This is a genomic window from Streptacidiphilus pinicola (assembly GCF_003258295.1).
GTDB lineage: Bacteria > Actinomycetota > Actinomycetes > Streptomycetales > Streptomycetaceae > Streptacidiphilus > Streptacidiphilus pinicola.
Genome location: NZ_QKYN01000028.1, coordinates 1 through 18,746 on the forward strand (window position 1 = coordinate 1; position 18,746 = coordinate 18,746).

Genomic DNA, 18,746 nt, shown 5'->3' on the forward strand with positions numbered 1-18,746 from the left:
CGTACGCGCTGGTCTTGACCTTCAGACCGAGCTCGCCCTCGAAGGACTCGTGCCGCGTGATGCCCGACAGCTCGACCGCACGGTCCGCGACGGCCTTGGTGCGGGCGACCTGGTCGCCCCAGGCGCCGTCCGCGCCCACCAGAGCGATGCGGGTCGCGAGCTTGCCGACGTACTCGACGACGCCGTCGGCGCTGCCACCGTGCGCGGCGGCGAAGGCCTTGACGTTCTTGGCGATGCGCTGCGCGCGCTTCTCGTCCCGGGGAGAGAGGACGGCGGTGGTCTCTTCGGTGGTCATAGCAGCAGATTACTCAGCAGTACGGCAGCAGACGACCGGGCCCCGGTGTGCGTTATTGCACACCGGGGCCCAGCCTCGAACGGCTACTTCAGGAAGGGGTCGATCGCGACCTCGACGAACAGCAGCGTCAGGTAGGTGATCGACCAGTGGAACAGCCGCATCTCCTTGAGCTTCGCGCCCACGATCCCGGCCTTGGCGCGGGCCAGCAGGCCGTGCGCCTCCTTGAGCCACATGCCGCCCAGCACGGCCGCGGTGATCGGGTAGACGAGGCTGGTGTGGCCGAGCGGCCAGAGCGCCATCGAGACGGCGACCATGACCCAGCTGTAGGCGACGATCTGCTTGCCGACCGCCTCGTTGGTCGCGAGCACGGGCAGCATCGGCACGCCGGCGTTCGCGTAGTCGTCCTTGACCTTCATCGACAGCGGCCAGGTGTGCGGCGGCGTCCAGAAGAAGACCACCAGGAAGAGCACCAGCGGCGGCCAGGCCAGCGAGTCGGTGACGGCGGTCCAGCCGATGAAGACCGGCAGGCAGCCCGCGATCCCGCCCCAGACGATGTTCTGCGAAGTCCGGCGCTTGAGGCCGAGGGTGTAGACGAAGACGTAGAAGAGCAGGGCCGTCAGCGACAGGGCCGCGCTCAGCGGGTTGACCAGCACCGCGAACCAGGCGGTCGAGATGACGCCCAGGCTGATGCCGAAGACCAGCGCCTCGCGCGGGGAGACCATGCCGGTGACCAGCGGACGCCGCTCGGTGCGGGACATCAGCGCGTCGATGTCGCGGTCGATGTACATGTTGAGCGCGTTGGCGCCGCCCGCGGACATGTAGCCGCCGACGACGACCTCGAGCACCAGCAGCAGGTCCGGGACGCCGCGCTGGGCCAGGAACATCACCGGCACGGTGGTGATCAGCAGCAGCTCGATGATCCGCGGCTTGGTCAGTGCGATGAAGGCCCCGAGGCGGGCCGTCAGCGGCCGGTGCCCGGGGTTCCGCTCGACCAGACCGGCCGGACGGGTTTCGACGGCGGTCACGAACACCCCTGGTGAAGAAGCTCAGCAGTACCACGCCACCTTAGACGCTCCATATCTCCGCTATTGCGGCGGGGGGCCGTGTCGGCGAGAACGCCGTCTTCACCAGGGTGAACGGCGGGCGAACTGTGCTCGCGGCCCGTAACCGGTCTGCTCCGTTCAGCGGGAACGGACGCACGTATGAGCGGTAGGCTCGCGTCTGTAAAGAGGGTCAACGCACTGTGACAAGTAACCGCCGCCGTTGTCGGTCTTGGCGCGAGTCGGAAGACGTTACGGAAGGAGCCCTGATTCAGGGTGAGCACGACGCCGAGTAACACCTTCGAATGGACCGAACTCGACCAGCGCGCGGTGGACACCGTGCGTGTGCTGGCGGCGGACGCGGTGCAGAAGGTCGGGAACGGTCACCCCGGGACGGCGATGAGCCTGGCTCCCGCCGCGTACCTGATCTACCAGCGCTTTCTGCGCCACGACCCGGCGGACGCGCAGTGGGTCGGTCGCGACCGCTTCGTCCTGTCGCCCGGTCACACCTCGCTCACGCTCTACATCCAGCTCTACCTCGCCGGCTACGGCCTGACCCTGGAGGACCTCGAGTCCTTCCGCACCTGGGGCTCGCTGACGCCGGGTCACCCGGAGCACGGGCACACCGTCGGCGTCGAGACCACCACCGGCCCGCTGGGCCAGGGCATCGGCAACGCGGTCGGCATGGCGATGGCCAGCCGCTACGAGCGCGGCCTGTTCGACCCGGAGGCGCCCGAGGGCGCCTCTCCGTTCGACCAGACCATCTGGGCGATCGTCTCCGACGGCGACCTGGAGGAGGGCATCTCCTCCGAGGCCTCCTCGCTGGCCGGCCACCAGAAGCTCGGCAACCTCGTCTTCCTCTACGACGACAACCACATCTCGATCGAGGGCGACACCGAGACCGCCTTCTCCGAGGACGTGCTGAAGCGGTACGAGGCCTACGGCTGGCACGTGCAGCGCATCGAGCCGGCGGAGTCCGGCGACATCGACGTGCACGCGCTGAACGACGCGCTGACCGCCGCCAAGGAGGAGACGGGCAAGCCGTCCATCATCGCGATGCGCACGATCATCGCCTGGCCGGCCCCGAACAAGCAGAACACCGAGGCCGCCCACGGTTCCGCGCTCGGCGCGGACGAGGTCGCCGCCACCAAGCGGGTGCTCGGCTTCGACCCCGAGAAGTCCTTCGTCGTCGAGCCGGAGGTGCTCGCGCACGCCCGCGAGGTCGGCGAGCGCGGCGCCGAGGCGCACGCCGAGTGGGAGAAGCAGCTGACCGACTGGCGCACCGCCAACCCGGCCCGCGCCGAGCTGTTCGACCGGGTCCAGGCCGGTGCGCTGCCGGAGGGTTGGCAGCAGTCCGTGCCCGCCTTCGAGGTCGGCTCCTCGGTGGCGACGCGTGCCGCGTCCGGCAAGGTGCTGCAGGGCCTGGGCAAGGTGCTGCCGGAGCTGTGGGGCGGCTCGGCCGACCTGGCCGGCTCCAACAACACCACCATCGACGCCTCCTCGTCGTTCCTCCCGGTGGGCAACCCGCTGCCGGAGGCGAACCCCTACGGCCGCACGATCCACTTCGGGATCCGCGAGCACGCCATGGGCTCGACCATGAACGGCATCGCGCTGCACGGCAACACCCGCGTCTACGGCGGCACGTTCCTGGTCTTCTCCGACTACATGCGCCCGGCCGTGCGGCTGGCCGCGCTGATGAAGCTGCCGGTCACCTACGTGTGGACGCACGACTCCATCGGCCTGGGCGAGGACGGCCCGACGCACCAGCCGGTCGAGCACATGTCCGCGCTGCGCGCGATCCCGGGCCTGAACATGGTCCGCCCGGCCGACGCCAACGAGACCGCGGTGGCGTGGGAGGAGATCACGCGCCGCCACAGCGCCAACCCGGCGCCGCACGGTCTGGCGCTGACCCGTCAGGGCGTCCCCACCTACGCGCGCAACGAGGACACGGCCAAGGGCGGTTACGTCCACACCGAGGCCGAGGGCGGCTCCGCCCAGGTGATCCTGATCGGCACCGGCTCCGAGCTGCAGCTGGCCGTCGCGGCCCGCGAGGCGCTGCAGGCCGAGGGCGTCCCCACCCGGGTGGTCTCGATGCCCTCGGTGGAGTGGTTCGAGGAGCAGAGCCAGGAGTACCGCGACAGCGTGCTGCCGCCCTCGGTCAAGGCGCGGGTCGCGGTCGAGGCCGGCATCGGCCTGACCTGGTACCGGTTCGTCGGCGACGCCGGCCGCATCGTCTCCCTGGAGCACTTCGGCGCCAGCGCCGACGCCAAGGTGCTCTTCCGCGAGTTCGGCTTCACCCCCGAGCACGTGGTCGCCGCCGCCAAGGAATCTCTGGCCGCCGCCGGTCGCTGAACCCTACGTATCGCAGAGGAAAGAGCTTCAAAATGACTGACTCCCTGGCGCGCCTCAGCGACGAAGGCGTGGCGATCTGGCTGGACGACCTGTCCCGCAAGCGGCTCACCTCCGGCAACCTGGCCGAGCTGGTCCGCGACAAGCACGTGGTGGGCGTGACCACCAACCCGTCGATCTTCCAGAAGGCGATCGGCTCCGGCGATGGCTACGAGGCCCAGCTGGCCGACCTGGCCGTGCGCGGCGTCACCGTCGACGAGGCCGTGCGGATGATGACCTCCGCCGACGTCCGCGACGCGGCCGACGTGCTGCGCCCGGTCTACGACGCGAGCAACGGCCGCGACGGCCGGGTCTCCATCGAGGTCGACCCGCGGCTGGCCCACGAGACGGCGCCGACCGTCGCCGAGGCCAAGCAGCTGTGGTGGCTGGTCGACCGGCCGAACACCTTCATCAAGATCCCGGCCACCGTGGCCGGCCTGCCGGCCATCAGCGCGGTACTGGCCGAGGGCATCAGCGTCAACGTCACGCTGATCTTCTCGCTGGAGCGCTACAAGGCCGTCATGGACGCCTTCCTGACCGGCCTGGAGCAGGCCAAGGCCAACGGCCACAGCCTGTCGACGATCGAGTCCGTGGCATCCTTCTTCGTCTCCCGCGTGGACACGGAGATCGACAAGCGCCTGACGAAGATCGGCTCCGAGGAGGCGCTGGCCCTCAAGGGCAAGGCGGCCATCGCCAACGCCCGCCTGGCCTACCAGGCGTACGAGGAGGTGTTCAGCAGCGACCGCTGGAAGGCGCTGGCCGCCGCGGGCGCCAAGCCGCAGCGTCCGCTGTGGGCCTCCACCGGCGTCAAGGACCCGAACTACGACGACACCATGTACGTCGTGGACCTGGTCGCCCCGGGCACGGTCAACACCATGCCCGAGGCCACCCTGGACGCTGTCGCCGACCACGGCGTGATCCGCGGCAACACGATCACCCCGGAGTACGCCGACGCCAAGTCCGTACTGGACCAGGTCGCCGCGCTCGGCATCTCCTACGACGACGTCGTCCAGGTGCTGGAGGACGAGGGCGTCGAGAAGTTCGAGATCAGCTGGAAGGAGCTGCTGGAGACCGTGCAGCAGTCCCTCGACGCGAAGGGCGGCGCGGCCAAGTGACCGACCCCGCAGCGGTATCCGACGACCCCGTCCTCGACGACGTGGCGCCGGAGAACTTTGGCGAGACCAATGTGTGGATCAACCCGCTGCGTGACCCGGCGGACCGACGGCTCCCGCGTATCGCGGGGCCGTCGGGCCTGGTCATCTTCGGTGTGACGGGCGACCTGTCGCGCAAGAAGCTGATGCCCGCGATCTACGACCTGGCCAACCGCGGTCTGCTGCCGCCGGGCTTCTCGCTCGTCGGCTTCGCCCGCCGCGACTGGGAGGACGAGGACTTCGCCCAGGTCGTGCACGACTCCGTCAAGGAGCACTCGCGCACGCCCTTCCGCGAGGAGGTCTGGCAGCAGCTGGCCAAGGGCATGCGCTTCATCCAGGGCGAGTTCGTCGACGACGCGGCCTTCGACAAGCTGCGCTCGACCATCGAGGAGCTCGACAAGGAGCAGGGCACCGGCGGCAACTTCGCCTTCTACCTCTCCGTCCCGCCGAAGTTCTTCCCGCAGGTGGTGCGGCAGCTCAAGGACCACGGCCTCGCCGACCCGCCCAAGGGCTCCTGGCGACGTGCCGTCATCGAGAAGCCGTTCGGTCACGACCTCGCCTCCGCACAGGAGTTGAACAAGGTCGTGCACGAGGTCTTCCCGCGTGACGAGGTCTTCCGGATCGACCACTACCTCGGCAAGGAGACGGTCCAGAACATCCTGGCGCTGCGCTTCGCCAACTCGATGTTCGAGCCGATCTGGAACCGCGGCTACGTCGACCACGTGCAGATCACCATGGCCGAGGACATCGGCATCGGCGGTCGGGCCGGGTACTACGACGGCATCGGCGCGGCCCGGGACGTCATCCAGAACCACCTGCTGCAGCTGATGGCGCTGACCGCGATGGAGGAGCCCGCCTCCTTCCACCCGAAGGCGCTGGTCACCGAGAAGCTCAAGGTCCTCACTTCGGTGAAGATCCCCGACGACCTCGGCAAGCACACCGTGCGGGGCCAGTACGCGCACGGCTTCCAGGGCGGCGAGGAGGTGCCGGGCTACCTCGAGGAGGAGGGGATCGACCCCAAGTCCAAGACCGACACCTACGCCGCGATCAAGCTGGAGATCAACAACCGCCGCTGGGCGGGTGTGCCGTTCTACCTGCGCACCGGCAAGCGGCTGGGCCGTCGCGTCACCGAGATCGCGGTGGTCTTCCAGCGGGCCCCCTACCTGCCCTTCGACGCCGCGGCGACGGAGGAGCTGGGCCAGAACGCACTGGTCATCCGCGTCCAGCCGGACGAGGGCGTGACGGTGCGCTTCGGCTCCAAGGTGCCGGGCACCTCCATGGAGGTGCGGGACGTGACGATGGACTTCGCCTACGGCGAGTCCTTCACCGAGTCCAGCCCCGAGGCCTACGAACGGCTGATCCTGGACGTGCTGCTCGGGGACGCGAACCTGTTCCCGCGCCACCAGGAGGTCGAGGAGTCCTGGCGGATCCTCGACCCGATCGAGAAGTACTGGGACGCACACGGCAAGCCCGCGCAGTACGAGTCCGGGACCTGGGGCCCGGCCGCGGCGGACGAGATGCTCGCACGAGACGGCAGGAGCTGGCGCCGGCCATGAAGATCGATCTCACCGACACCAACTCCAGCAAGATCAACGCGGCGCTGATCGACGCCCGCCGTGCCATCGGCACGGCGACCGTCGGCATGGTGCTGACCCTGGTCATCGTCACCGACGAGGGCAACGCCTACGACGCGCTCAAGGCCGCCTCCGACGCCTCGCGCGAGCACCCCTCGCGCATCCTGGCCGTCATCAAGCGTCCGGGGCGCTCGCCCCGGGCGCGGTCCCAGGCGCGCCTGGACGCCGAGGTCCGCGTCGGTTCCGACTCGGGCACCGGCGAGACGGTGGTGCTGCGGCTCCACGGCGAGCTGGCCGGCCAGGCCCAGTCCGTCGTGCTGCCGCTGCTGCTGCCGGACGCGCCGGTCGTCGTCTGGTGGCCGGACAACGCTCCGGCCGACCCGGCCAAGGACCCCCTCGGCGCGCTCGCCCAGCGCCGGATCACCGACGCCGTCACGGCGGAGAACCCGGTGGAGCAGCTGGCCACGCGGGCCGCGTCCTACGCGCCCGGCGACACCGACCTGGCCTGGACCCGGATCACCCCGTGGCGTTCCATGCTCGCCGCGGCCCTGGACCAGAAGCACGTCAGCGTCGACTCGGCGACGGTGGAGGGCGAGTCCTACAACCCCTCCACCGAGCTCCTGGCCCTGTGGCTGGCGGAGCGCCTCGGCATCAAGGTCGAGCGCAAGGTCAGCCAGGGACCGGGTATCACGGCCGTGCGGATGCACACCGTGGACGGGGACGTCTGCCTGGACCGCCCCGACGGCGCGCTGGCCAAGCTGTCCATGCCGGGCCAGCCGGACCGGATGGTGGCGCTCAAGCGCCGGGAGACCTCGGAGCTCATCGCCGAGGAGCTGCGCCGCCTGGACCCGGACCTGATCTACGCGTCCGCGGTGCGCTACGGCGTGGACAACCTCCACTCCAGCTCGGCGACCCGCGAGGTCGTCGACGCGCCCGAGGCGAAGTCCGCGCCGGCCAAGGCGGCTAAGAAGTCCACCGCCTCGCCGTCGCGGACGCAGAAGTGACGGCGCCGCAGCTGGTCGTCCACCGCGACAAGGAGCTGATGGCCCTTGCCGCGGCGGCACGGCTGATCACCAGGATCGTGGACGCCCAGTCCGCGCGCGGCTCCGCCTCGGTGGTGCTGACGGGCGGTCGGAACGGCAACGCGCTGCTCGCGGCCGTCGCCGCCTCCCCCGCCAGGGACGCGATCGACTGGGCCCGGCTGGACCTGTGGTGGGGCGACGAGCGGTTCCTGCCGGAGGGCGACCCGGAGCGCAACTACACGCAGGCGCGCACCGAGCTGCTCGACGCGGTGCCGCTGGACCCGGCCCGGGTGCACCCGATGCCGGCCTCCGGCGGCGCCTTCGGCGACGACGCGGAGGCGGCGGCCGCCGCCTACGCGCAGGAGCTCGCCAAGGCGGCGTCGCCCACCGACCGGGTGGCGGTGCCCAGCTTCGACGTGCTGCTGCTGGGCGTCGGCCCGGACACCCACGTGGCCTCGCTCTTCCCTGAGCACCCGGGCGTGCGGGAGACCGAGCGGACTGTCGTCGGCGTCCGGGGCGCGCCCAAGCCGCCGCCGAACCGGGTCTCGCTGACCCTCCCGGCGATCCGCAACGCGCGCGAGGTCTGGCTGCTGGCCGCCGGCGAGGACAAGGCCGACGCCGTCGCCCTGGCCCTCTCCGGCCCCGGCCCGGTCCAGGCCCCGGCCTCGGGCGCGGTCGGCCGCCAGCGCACCCTCTGGCTCCTGGACCGCGCGGCCGCGGCCAAGATCCCGCCTCAGCTCTACCCGCCGGACGTCGCGTAGGCGTCCCGCCACGAGGGGCCCGTCTCCGTCCGTCGGAGGCGGGCCCTTGCTTTCCTGAGGGGATCGGTGTGCGACGCCGTCAACGCGGCGCGCGCCGCCGAGTCCCGGACCGATGCCGTACTCGCCTGGGACCCGGTCCTGCCGGACGACAGGTGGCCGGCAAGGCGGGCGAGCCGGCAGCGGTCTGAGTCGGGGTCAGGTGTCCAGCTCCGTCAGGGCGGCGGTGAGACGGTCGCGTTCGGCCGCGTGGGAGCGGGCCGAGAGGCGGAGCGCCAGAACCGCGTGGGCCAGCTCCGGACTGTCGGAGAGGGTCAGCGCGTCCGCCTCGGCGTGGGCGCGGAGCTTGTCGGCCGCGGCACGGGCTGCGCGCAGGGAGTCGCGCAGCCGGTCCGGGTCCTGGAGGTGGCCGAGCCAGAGGCGGAACGCTGCCGGGAGCGGCGTGCGGGCGACCCAGCCACGCAGCGCGTCCTCGCCGTCGGGGGTGATCCGGTAGCGGCGCCTGCCGCCCAACTCCCCCGGGAGGGTGTCGACGGCGACGTAGCCGGCGCCCTCCAGGCGCGACAGCTCGCGGTAGATCTCGCCGGACTGGGGGCTCCAGTAGAAGTGCGCCAGCGTCTGCTCGGCCCACTTCTTCAGCTCGTAGCCCGTCAACTCCCGCCCGAAGGAGAGCAGACCGAGCACAGCCCACGACGTGGTCGGCAGCGGCGGGGGATCCACCTGGCGATGGTAGCCGCCAAGATGGCTTCCCTGCATGCAAGTTGAGCCGCATCCAGGGAAGCGTCCAGGCCTTAGATCTCGCCGCGCAGCTTGGCCAGCGCCTCGGCGAGGATCGCCTCACCGTCGGCGTCGCTGCGACGCTCGCGCACGTAGGCCAGGTGGGTCTTGTACGGCTCGGTGCGCGGCGGCGCCGGCGGGTTCTCCTCGTCCTGACCGGCCGGGAAGCCGCAACGCGGGCAGTCCCAGGTGTCCGGAATCTGGGCGTCGGAGGCAAAGCTCGGCTTCGTCTCGTGCCCGTTGGCGCACCAGAAGGAGATACGGAGGCGCGGAGCGGACTCGCCGCGTTCGGCCTCTCCCATCGGGCCGGCCCCGACCCTGCTGCCACGGATGGCGTTGCCACTTGCCACGGTCTGACTCCCTGCGTGATGGTGCGGTACTGCGAAAGTCGTCCCGGCGACTCGCCCCGGGCGAAGGTCGTCCTAGTGTACGGAACGCATAAGCGTCGCCCCACACCCCTGTCTCGGTGACGACTGTCACCCATGATAGGCGTGGAGGCGACGCTGCGTCAGAAGTCCTGACGTCACCCCGCTGAGCTGCTGGAAATCAGCCGTTCTTGGCCTTCATCAGCAGCGAGAGGACGATGATGCAGACGAACCAGCCGACGCCCATGAAGATGGTGATGCGGTCCAGGTTGCGCTCGGCCACCGCGGAACCACCGCCGGTGGAGGACATGCCTCCACCGAACATGTCGGACAGGCCGCCGCCCTTGCCCTTGTGGAGCAGGACCAGGATGACCATCATCACGCTGAAGAAGATCAGCGCGATGGAGAAACCGAGGATCACAGCCGGACCTATCTTGTCGATGCGGGACTGCCACTGCTGGCGGTAGGACCCGAGCCTACAGGCCCGGGCCCTATCACCTTAGGCGTGCGACAGCCTACGAGGAAAGCCGTCGGGTCGACAGCCTGGAATCACTGGTCGCGAAAGCGCACGATCCGGACGAACTCGTCCGCGTCCAGCGAGGCGCCGCCGACCAGCGAGCCGTCCACGTCGGGCTGGGCCATGATGGCGGCCACGTTCCCGGCCTTGACGGAGCCGCCGTACAGGACGCGGATCTTGTCCGCGACCTCCTGGCCGTACAGCCCGGACAGGCGGGCCCGGATCGCGCCGCAGACCTCCTGCGCGTCCTCGGGGGTGGCCACCTCGCCGGTGCCGATGGCCCAGACGGGCTCGTAGGCGACGACGATGGTGGCTGCCTGCTCGGCCGGGACGTCGGCCAGCGCGCCGTCCAGCTGGGCCAGGGTGTAGGCCACCTGGTTGCCGGCCTTGCGGACGTCCAGGCCCTCGCCGATGCAGAGGATCGGCACGATGCCGTGCGCGAACGCGGCCTTGACCTTGGCGTTGACGATCTCCTCGTTCTCGCCGTGGTACTGGCGGCGCTCGGAGTGGCCGATCACCGCGTAGGCGCACTTCAGCTTGGCCAGCATCGGCCCGGAGATCTCGCCGGTGTAGGCGCCGGACACGTGCTCGGAGATGTCCTGCGAGCCGTACTTGATCTTCAGCTTGTCGCCGTCGACCAGGGTCTGCACCGAGCGCAGATCCGTGAACGGGACCAGGACGGCGACCTCGACCGCGTCGTAGTCCTTGTCGGCGAGGGCGAAGGCCAGCTTCTGGACGTGCGCGATGGCCTCGAGGTGGTTGAGGTTCATCTTCCAGTTGCCGGCCATGAGCGGCGTGCGAGATGTCATCGGTGAGCTCACTTCTCCAGTGCGGCGAGGCCCGGCAGGGACTTGCCTTCGAGGTACTCCAGGCTGGCGCCGCCACCCGTGGAGATGTGGCCGAACTTCGACTCGTCGAAGCCGAGCGTGCGCACGGCCGCGGCCGAGTCGCCGCCGCCGACGACGGTGAAGGCGTCCGAGTCGAGCAGGCCCTGCGCCACGGCGCGGGTGCCGTCGGCGAAGGCCGGGTGCTCGAAGACGCCCATCGGGCCGTTCCAGAAGACCGTCCTGGCGTCCGCGAGCTTGGCCGCGAACAGCTCCTCGGTCTTCGGGCCGACGTCCAGGCCCATCTTGCCCGCGGGCATGGCGCTCACGTCGACGACCTCGACGTCGTCGACGGGGGCCTTGGTCTTGAGGTCGGGGAAGCTGCCGGAGACGCGCGCGTCGACGGGGAGCACGAACTCCACGCCCTCGCGCTCGGCCCGGGCCAGGTACTCCTTGACCGCCGGGATCTGGTCCTCCTGCAGCAGCGAGCTGCCGACCTGGTGGCCCTGGGCCGCGAGGAAGGTGAACATCATGCCGCCGCCGACCAGGATCCGGTCGGCCTTGCCGAGCAGGTTGTCGATCACGGCCAGCTTGTCGGAGACCTTGGCGCCGCCGAGCACCACCGCGTACGGGCGCTGCACGTCCTCGGTGAGGCGCTTGAGCACGCCCACCTCGGTGCCGATCAGCAGGCCGGCCGCGTGCGGCAGGCGGGCGGGCAGGTCGTAGACGGAGGCGTGCTTGCGGTGCACCGCGCCGAAGCCGTCGCCGACGTAGAGGTCGGCCAGGGCCGCCAGCTGGTCGGCGAACTCGCCGCGCTCGGCGTCGTCCTTGCTGGTCTCGCCGGGGTTGAAGCGCAGGTTCTCGATCACGGCCACCTGGCCGGGCTCCAGGCCCTTCACGGCGTCGTGGGCGGCCGGGCCGACGGTGTCCTGCGCGAACGCGACCGGCTTGCCCAGCAGCTCGGCGAGCCGCTCGGCGGCCTGGAGCAGCGAGAACGCCGGGTCCGGGGCACCCTTGGGGCGGCCCAGGTGCGAGGCGACGATCACCTTGGCGTCGGCCTCGACCAGCTTCTTGATGGTGGGCAGCACCGCGCGGATGCGGCCGTCGTCGGTGATCAGGCCGTCCGACATGGGCACGTTGAGGTCGGCACGGACGAAGACACGCTGGCCGGCGACACCGGGGCCGGCGATCAGGTCGTCGATGGTCTGCATGGTCGGGCTGTGTCCCTCTTCTGCTTCTGGTGCTTCACGGGCATGGGGTTTCTGCACGTGGACAGGGTCCGGACGATATCGCCCGGACCCTGTCCGCTTCACACTGACGTGTTCCCGTCCGTCAGAGCTGGTCGCCGACCGCGACGGTCAGGTCCACGAGACGGTTGGAGTAGCCCCACTCGTTGTCGTACCAGCCGAAGACCTTGACCTGGTTGCCCTGGACCATGGTCAGCGGCGCGTCGAAGATGCAGGAGTACGGCGAGTTGACGATGTCGCGGGAGACGATCGGGTCCTCGTTGTAGGCCAGGATGCCCTTCAGCTGCCCCTCGGCGGCCTTCTGGTACGCGGCGTTGACCTCGTCCTTGGTGACCTCGCGCTGCAGGGTCACCACCAGGTCGGTGATCGAGCCGGTCGGCACCGGGACGCGCAGCGAGGTGCCGTCCAGCTTGCCCTTGAGCTCCGGCAGCACCAGCGCGGTCGCCTTGGCGGCGCCGGTCGACGTCGGGATGATGCTCAGCGCGGCGGCCCGCGCCCGGCGCAGGTCCTTGTGCGGGAAGTCCAGGGTGACCTGGTCGTTGGTGTAGGCGTGCACCGTCGTCATGAAGCCGGTGACGATGCCGAACGCCTCCTGCAGCACCTTCGCCAGCGGCGCCACGCAGTTGGTGGTGCAGGAGGCGTTGGAGATGATGCTCTGCGTCGCGACGTCGAGCTTGTCGTCGTTGACGCCCATGACGATGGTGATGTCCTCGCCCGACGCGGGGGCGGAGATGAGGACCTTCTTGGCGCCGGCGTCGAGGTGCTTCTTCGCACCCTCGGCCTTGGTGAAGTGGCCGGTGGACTCGATCACGATGTCCGCGCCGAGCGCCGCCCAGGGCAGGTTGGCGGGGTCGCGCTCCGCGGTGACCTTGAAGGTCTTGCCATCGACGGTGATGGTGTCATCCGTGTGGGTGACCTCGGCGTGGAAGGTGCCCAGGGTCGAGTCGTACTTCAGCAGGTGCGCCAGGGTCTTGGTGTCGGTGAGGTCGTTGACACCGACGATCTCGATGTCGGCGCCCTGGGACGCGATCGCTCGGAAGTAGTTGCGGCCGATACGGCCAAAACCGTTGATGCCTACCCGGATCGTCACGAACCGATCTCCTCGCTGGTACGTCGGCCTTCGCCGGCCGACGAGCTGGAAATTTTGGGATGTCCCCGACCGCCTACGACCCTACCTCCGCAAGGTGTTCTTGAGCACATCCGACCGGCCCGTGGGACACGGGACTTTTGGCACAACGAACAGTTGTGGCGCCTGGGGTGTCTGAGGCAGATGAGCCAGTTGCAAACGCCAGGGGCGCGGGGAACTGCGCAAGCAACCACCCTGTGCGGATGGCCCTGCTCGCTGAGCGACTCACCACTTCGGTGGCTTGTCGCGCAGTTCCTCGCGCCCCTGGGGGTTGCAACTACCGGTCGCGCCCACGCTGGGGGCACCTCCCGGCCGAAGGCTGGGGGAGGAGCCGCAGATCGGTACAGCCTCGCGCCCCTGGGGGTGCAACTCCCCCACTGCCTCAGCCGGCGACCATTTCCTCCGTCAGGCTCTGTTCCGTGTTCGGGAGCCCCAGTTCGCTCGCGCGCTTGTCCGCCATGGCCAGCAGGCGGCGGATGCGCCCGGCGACCGCGTCCTTGGTGAGCGGCGGGTCCGCCAGGGAACCCAGCTCCTCCAGGGAGGCCTGCTTGTGCTCTATGCGCAGCCGCCCGGCGGCAGCCAGGTGCTCCGGCACCTCGTCGCCGAGGATCTCCAACGCCCGCTGCACCCGCGCGCCCGCCGCCACCGCCGCCCGCGCGGACCTGCGCAGGTTCGCGTCGTCGAAGTTCGCGAGACGGTTCGCCGTGGCCCGGACCTCGCGGCGCATCCGCCGCTCCTCCCAGGCCAGGACGGACTCGTGCGCGCCCAGGCGCGTCAACAGCGCGCCGATCGCGTCACCGTCGCGGATCACGACCCGGTCCACACCCCGTACCTCCCGCGCCTTCGCGGGAATGCCGAGCCGGCGGGCCGCGCCCACCAGCGCCAGCGCCGCCTCGGAGCCCGGGCAGGTGATCTCCAAGGAGGAGGACCGTCCCGGCTCCGTCAGGGAGCCGTGCGCGAGGAACGCACCGCGCCAGGCCGCCTCCGCGTCGCACGTCGCTCCGGAGACCACCGCCGGGGGAAGCCCCCGGATCGGGCGTCCACGCCCGTCCACCAGGCCCGTCTGCCGGGCCAGCAGATCGCCGTCCTTGACCACCCGCACCACGTACCGGCTGCCGCGGCGCAGCCCGCCGGGGGCCATCACCACCAGGTCCGAGGAGTGTCCGAAGATCTCCAGCAGATCCTTGCGCAGCCGCCTTGCCGCTACTCCGGTGTCCAGCTCGGCCTCGATCACGATGCGTCCGCTCACGATGTGCAGACCGCCCGCGAAGCGGAGGATCGCCGACACCTCTGCCTTGCGGCAGCAAGCCCGGGTGACGGGTAGCCGACTGATTTCGTCCTTCACAGCTGCCGTCATCGCCATGGCGCGATCCTTCCATGCGTTCTGAAGATCCGGTCGTACGCTGCGGCCAGAAGCTCCGGGTCGTGTCGCGCTCCGTCGCTCGCCGCGACGGGCGCCAGGACGAGTTCGGCGCCCAGGCGCTTGGCCGCGTCCCGCAGTTCCTCGCCGTCGGTGACGGCGCCCACCGCCGCCGAGTCCGCGAGGACGAAGTCCAGCTCGACGCCGCCGGCGTGCTCCAGGAAGACCTCCAGGTGCCGCTGCGGCGAGAAACCCTCGGTCTCGCCGGGCTGGGCGACCAGGTTGAGCGCCAGCACCTTGCAGGCCTGCGTCCCGGCCACCGCGTCGCGCAACTGAGGGACCATCAGATGCGGCAGCACACTGGTGAACCAGGAACCGGGGCCGAGCACGACCCAGTCCGCGGCGTGCACCGCCTCCACCGCCTCGGGAACCGCGGGCGGGTCCTCGGGCAGCAGCCTGATCGCCTCCACGGTACCCGGCGTCACGGCCACCTCGGCCTGGCCGCGGACCGTGCTGAGCTCGTCGGGGCGCGCCGGATCCAGCCCGCGCACCGTCGCCTCGATCTGCAGCGGGACGCTCGACATCGGCAGCACGCGCCCGTGCGCGCCGAGCAGCCGGCCGACCCACTCCAGCGCGGCGACCGGGTCGCCCAGCTTCTCCCAGAGCGCGACGATCAGCAGGTTGCCCAGGGCGTGGCCGTGCAGCTCGCCGTCGCTCTGGAAGCGGTGCTGGATGACCTCGGACCAGGTGCGGCCCCACTCGTCGTCGCCGCAGAGCGCGGCGAGCGCCTTGCGCAGGTCACCGGGCGGCAGGACGCCCAGCTCGTCGCGGAGCCGGCCGCTGGAGCCGCCGTCGTCCGCGACGGTGACCACGGCGGTCAGCTCGTCAGTGAGCCGCCGCAGGGCGCGCAGGGAGGCGGAGAGCCCCTGGCCGCCGCCGAGCGCCACGATCCGCGGGGCCCGTCTGTCACGACGACGTGCCGCTCGGAACGCCCCGCCCGGCCCGCCGGCCGCACCGCTGTAGGTACCCGCCAACCCGCGCCCCTATCACCTCAGCGTGTCGAGGTGCGGCGCGGTTACCGTCCGTGCCGCCGCCTCGTCACTCACGCCCCATGTCCCGGTGGACGAGCACCGTCTCCAGGCCGTCGGCGATCAGGCGCTTCGCCAGTCGTTCCGACATCGCCACGCTGCGGTGCTTTCCTCCGGTGCAGCCTACGGCAATCGTCATATAGCGCTTTCCCTCGCGGCGGTAGCCCTCGGTGACGATCCGCAGCAGCTCGGCGTAGCCGTTGAGGAACTCCTTGGCGCCCGGCTGGTCGAAGACGTACCGGGCCACCTCCTCGTCGGTGCCGGTGTGGGCGCGCAGCTCCGGGACCCAGTGCGGGTTCGGGAGGAAGCGGCAGTCCACCACCAGATCGGCGTCCACCGGCAGGCCGTACTTGAAGCCGAAGGACATCACCGTCGCCCGCAGCTCCGGCTCGGCGTCGTCGGCGAAGTGGGCGTCCATCTTGGCGCGCAGCTCGTGCACGTTCAGGTTGGAGGTGTCGATCACGAGATCGGCCTCGCCGCGCAGCTCGCGCAGCAGCTCGCGCTCCCTCTCGATGCCGTCGACGATCCGGCCATCGCCCTGCAGCGGGTGCGGCCGGCGGACGTTCTCGAACCGGCGGACCAGGGCCTCGTCGGAGGCCTCGAGGAACACGACCCGCAGCCGCACGCCGCCCTTCTCCAGATCGTCCAGCGCGGTGCGCAGGTCGTCGAAGAAGCTGCGGCCGCGCACGTCCACGACGGCGCTTATCCGGGCCACCGCGCCCTGCGAGCGGGCGCCGAGATCGACCATGGTCGGTATCAACGCCGGCGGCAGGTTGTCGACGACGAACCAGCCGAGATCCTCCAGGCACTTGGCCGCGGTGCTGCGGCCGGCACCCGACATCCCGGAGATGATCACCAGCTCCGGAACCTCGGAGCTGTCCTGTGGCTCGCCCTGCACCAGCCCTTCAGGCGTACTCACTTCTTTCTCCCCGCTTTCGGTCACATCAACAGTCACAACGCGCGCGGTCGTCTAGGGCTTCCCCTCATCACTCTCCGGAGTGACGTCAGCCTCAGGGGTGATGCCCATGATGTCCGACTCTTCCATAATCTCGCCCGTGGCCATGTTCACCGCCGGAGCACTCGGTGTACGCGAGGCCAACGCTGCGGCAACGGCCTCCGCCGTACGCCGCCCGACCCCCGGCACCTCGCAGATCTCGTCGATCGTCGCGGCCTTCAGCTTCTTCAGCGAGCCGAAGTGCTTCAGCAGGGCCTGGCGGCGGGTCTCGCCCAGGCCGGGGACGGTGTCCAGGGCGCTGCTCGTGGCGCGCTTGCCCCGCTTCTGGCGCTGGTAGCTGATGGCGAAGCGGTGCGCCTCGTCGCGCACCCGCTGCAGCAGGTACAGCCCCTCGCTGGAGCGGGGCAGGACCACCGGGTCGTCCTCGTCCGGCAGCCAGACCTCCTCCAGGCGCTTGGCCAGTCCACAGAGTGCCACATCGGTGACGCCGGCCTCCATCAGCGCCTGCTGGGCGGCGGCCACCTGCGGCTGACCGCCGTCGACGACGATCAGCTGCGGCGGGTAGGCGAAGCGGCGGGCCCTGCCCGTCTCCGGGTCCTTGAGTTGCTCAGTCTTGGCCGGGGCCTGCTCCTGGTGGCGGAAGCGCCGGGTGAGCACCTCGTGCATGGAGCGGACGTCGTCCTGGCCCTCGAAGCTCTTGATCGAGAAGCGCCGGTACTCCGACTTGCGCGCCAGGCCGTCCTCGAAGACGACCATGGACGCGACCACGTCCTGGCCCTGGAGGTGGGAGATGTCGTAGCACTCGATCCGCAGTGGCGCGCTCTCCAGCCCGAGCGCGTCGGCGATCTCCTGCAGCGCGACGCTGCGGGTGGTGAGGTCGGCGGCGCGCTTGGTCTTGTGCAGCGCCAGGGCCTGGAGCGCGTTGCGCTCCACCGTCGTCATCAGCTCGCGCTTGTCGCCGCGCTGCGGCACGCGCAGGTCCACCTTGCTGCCGCGGCGCTCCGCGAGCCAGGCCAGCACCGGCTCGACGGGCTCGGGCAGCGCCGGCACCAGCACCTCGCGCGGGACGCCCTCGCCGCTCTCCTCGCCGTAGAGCTGCAGCAGCGCGTGCTCGACCAGGGAGGCGGTGTCGATCTGCTCGACCTTGTCCGTCACCCAGCCGCGCTGGCCGCGCACCCGGCCGCCGCGCACGTGGAAGATCTGCACGGCCGCCTCCAGCTCGTCCTCGGCGAGGGCCAGCAGGTCGGCGTCGGTGCCGTCGCCGAGGACGACGGCGTTCTTCTCCATGGCGCGCTTGAGCGCCTCTATGTCGTCCCGCAGCCGGGCGGCCTTCTCGTACTCCAGCTCCACGGCCGCCTCGCGCATCTGGGCTTCCAGGCGCTTGACGTAGGTGCCGGCGTGGCCGGCCATGAAGTCGCAGAACTCCTCGGCGAGTTCCCGGTGGTCCTCGGCGGAGATCCGCCCGACGCAGGGCGCGGAGCACTTGCCGATGTAGCCGAGCAGGCAGGGCCGCCCGATCTGCTCGGCCCGCTTGAACACCCCGGCGGAGCAGGTGCGCACGGGGAAGACGCGCAGCATCAGGTCGACGGTCTCGCGGATCGCCCAGGCGTGCCCGTAGGGACCGAAGTACCGCACGCCCTTCTTCTTGGACCCGCGCATCACCTGCGCGCGCGGGAACTCCTCGTTCATGGTGACGGCGAGGAACGGATAGCTCTTGTCGTCCCGGTACTTGACGTTGAAGCGCGGGTCGAACTCCTTGATCCAGGTGTACTCCAGCTGGAGCGCCTCGACCTCCGTGCCGACCACGGTCCACTCGACGGACGCGGCCGTGGTCACCATCTGCCGCGTGCGCGGGTGCAGGTTCGCCAGGTCCTGGAAGTAGTTCGCCAGCCGCTGGCGCAGGCTCTTGGCCTTGCCGACGTAGATCACCCGCGCGTCGGCGTCGCGGAACTTGTAGACCCCGGGTGAGTCGGGAATCTGCCCAGGCGCGGGGCGGTAGGTGGAAGGGTCGGCCATCACTTCCCCCCCACCGTGCGGGCCGCCGCCGACCAGCACCCACGAGGCCGTGACATGCGCGTTCTCCCCTGCAAACGGACGAGCCTGGACACTGAAGACACTAGCGCCCTGGAACGACAGAGCGTGGAGTTGTCCGAGGCAATCCACAGCGGGGATCACGAGGCGGGGACGGGGCGAACCGGAACGCAAGGCGTGGTTCCGGGGTGTGCCCCGTCCCCGCCACGGCTCAGTCCGCCACCGACG

At 70.4% G+C, this 18,746-nt stretch carries 17 protein-coding genes; 5 read left to right on the top strand and 12 right to left on the bottom strand.

Translation table 11 applies throughout. The features are described from left to right. Together DN069_RS06720 and DN069_RS06725 are read right to left on the bottom strand one after the other, a co-directional pair. On the bottom strand, positions 1-295 hold a 295-nt coding region (locus DN069_RS06720; protein ID WP_111499918.1), incomplete at its 3' end, for a hypothetical protein. An 83-nt stretch (positions 296-378) separates the two neighbouring features. Continuing rightward, positions 379-1,320: a heme o synthase gene (locus DN069_RS06725; RefSeq protein ID WP_111499997.1), complete on the bottom strand. Its 942-nt coding sequence runs from the start codon at positions 1,318-1,320 to the stop codon at positions 379-381. 291 nt (positions 1,321-1,611) lie between these two features. Between DN069_RS06725 and tkt the strand changes: the two genes are divergently transcribed. The 5 genes from tkt (at position 1,612) to pgl (ending at position 8,231) form a co-directional block, all read left to right on the top strand. Then, positions 1,612-3,687: a transketolase gene (gene tkt / locus DN069_RS06730; protein ID WP_111499919.1), complete on the top strand. Its 2,076-nt coding sequence runs from the start codon at positions 1,612-1,614 to the stop codon at positions 3,685-3,687. A gap of 32 nt (positions 3,688-3,719) precedes the next feature. Next, a complete protein-coding gene (gene tal, locus DN069_RS06735; protein WP_111499920.1) occupies positions 3,720-4,838 on the top strand; it encodes a transaldolase in 1,119 nt (372 codons plus the stop codon). A gap of 71 nt (positions 4,839-4,909) precedes the next feature. Next, a complete protein-coding gene (gene zwf / locus DN069_RS06740) occupies positions 4,910-6,430 on the top strand; it encodes a glucose-6-phosphate dehydrogenase (RefSeq protein ID WP_111499998.1) in 1,521 nt (506 codons plus the stop codon). Then, positions 6,427-7,452, top strand: coding sequence for a glucose-6-phosphate dehydrogenase assembly protein OpcA (opcA, locus tag DN069_RS06745; RefSeq protein ID WP_111499921.1), 1,026 nt, complete (start codon positions 6,427-6,429; stop codon positions 7,450-7,452). Before zwf ends, opcA begins: the two co-directional genes overlap by 4 nt. Further along, complete coding sequence (pgl, locus tag DN069_RS06750; protein ID WP_111499922.1) at positions 7,449-8,231, top strand: 6-phosphogluconolactonase; 783 nt, start codon at positions 7,449-7,451, stop codon at positions 8,229-8,231. Before opcA ends, pgl begins: the two co-directional genes overlap by 4 nt. Positions 8,232-8,426: 195 nt before the next feature. On the opposite strand, the gene DN069_RS06755 is transcribed toward pgl, so the two are convergent. The 10 genes from DN069_RS06755 to uvrC form a co-directional block, all read right to left on the bottom strand. Beyond that, entirely contained in the window at positions 8,427-8,948 is a 522-nt protein-coding gene (locus DN069_RS06755; protein WP_243638960.1) for a PadR family transcriptional regulator, read from the bottom strand. Positions 8,949-9,019: 71 nt separating this feature from the next. Further along, positions 9,020-9,307 carry an RNA polymerase-binding protein RbpA gene (locus tag DN069_RS06760; protein ID WP_042363813.1) on the bottom strand — a complete coding sequence of 96 codons (288 nt, stop codon included), beginning with the start codon at positions 9,305-9,307 and terminating at the stop codon, positions 9,020-9,022. A 244-nt stretch (positions 9,308-9,551) separates the two neighbouring features. Then, positions 9,552-9,791, bottom strand: a complete 240-nt coding sequence (gene secG / locus DN069_RS06765; protein WP_042363812.1) for a preprotein translocase subunit SecG — start codon at positions 9,789-9,791, stop codon at positions 9,552-9,554. Between the two features lie 128 nt (positions 9,792-9,919). Beyond that, the gene (gene tpiA / locus DN069_RS06770) at positions 9,920-10,696 is read right to left on the bottom strand and encodes a triose-phosphate isomerase (RefSeq protein ID WP_111499924.1); all 777 of its coding nucleotides are present in this window, start codon (positions 10,694-10,696) and stop codon (positions 9,920-9,922) included. 8 nt (positions 10,697-10,704) lie between these two features. Then, a complete protein-coding gene (locus tag DN069_RS06775) occupies positions 10,705-11,922 on the bottom strand; it encodes a phosphoglycerate kinase (protein ID WP_111499925.1) in 1,218 nt (405 codons plus the stop codon). A gap of 121 nt (positions 11,923-12,043) precedes the next feature. Continuing rightward, the gene (gene gap / locus DN069_RS06780) at positions 12,044-13,048 is read right to left on the bottom strand and encodes a type I glyceraldehyde-3-phosphate dehydrogenase (protein ID WP_111499926.1); all 1,005 of its coding nucleotides are present in this window, start codon (positions 13,046-13,048) and stop codon (positions 12,044-12,046) included. Between the two features lie 418 nt (positions 13,049-13,466). Next, the gene (gene whiA / locus DN069_RS06785) at positions 13,467-14,447 is read right to left on the bottom strand and encodes a DNA-binding protein WhiA (protein ID WP_111499927.1); all 981 of its coding nucleotides are present in this window, start codon (positions 14,445-14,447) and stop codon (positions 13,467-13,469) included. Next, positions 14,438-15,478, bottom strand: coding sequence for a gluconeogenesis factor YvcK family protein (locus tag DN069_RS06790; RefSeq protein ID WP_111499928.1), 1,041 nt, complete (start codon positions 15,476-15,478; stop codon positions 14,438-14,440). Before DN069_RS06790 ends, whiA begins: the two co-directional genes overlap by 10 nt. A gap of 64 nt (positions 15,479-15,542) precedes the next feature. Beyond that, positions 15,543-16,451: an RNase adapter RapZ gene (gene rapZ / locus DN069_RS06795; protein WP_279387876.1), complete on the bottom strand. Its 909-nt coding sequence runs from the start codon at positions 16,449-16,451 to the stop codon at positions 15,543-15,545. Between the two features lie 51 nt (positions 16,452-16,502). Continuing rightward, positions 16,503-18,503: an excinuclease ABC subunit UvrC gene (gene uvrC, locus DN069_RS06800; RefSeq protein WP_111499930.1), complete on the bottom strand. Its 2,001-nt coding sequence runs from the start codon at positions 18,501-18,503 to the stop codon at positions 16,503-16,505. Between the last annotated feature and the right edge of the window lie 243 nt (positions 18,504-18,746).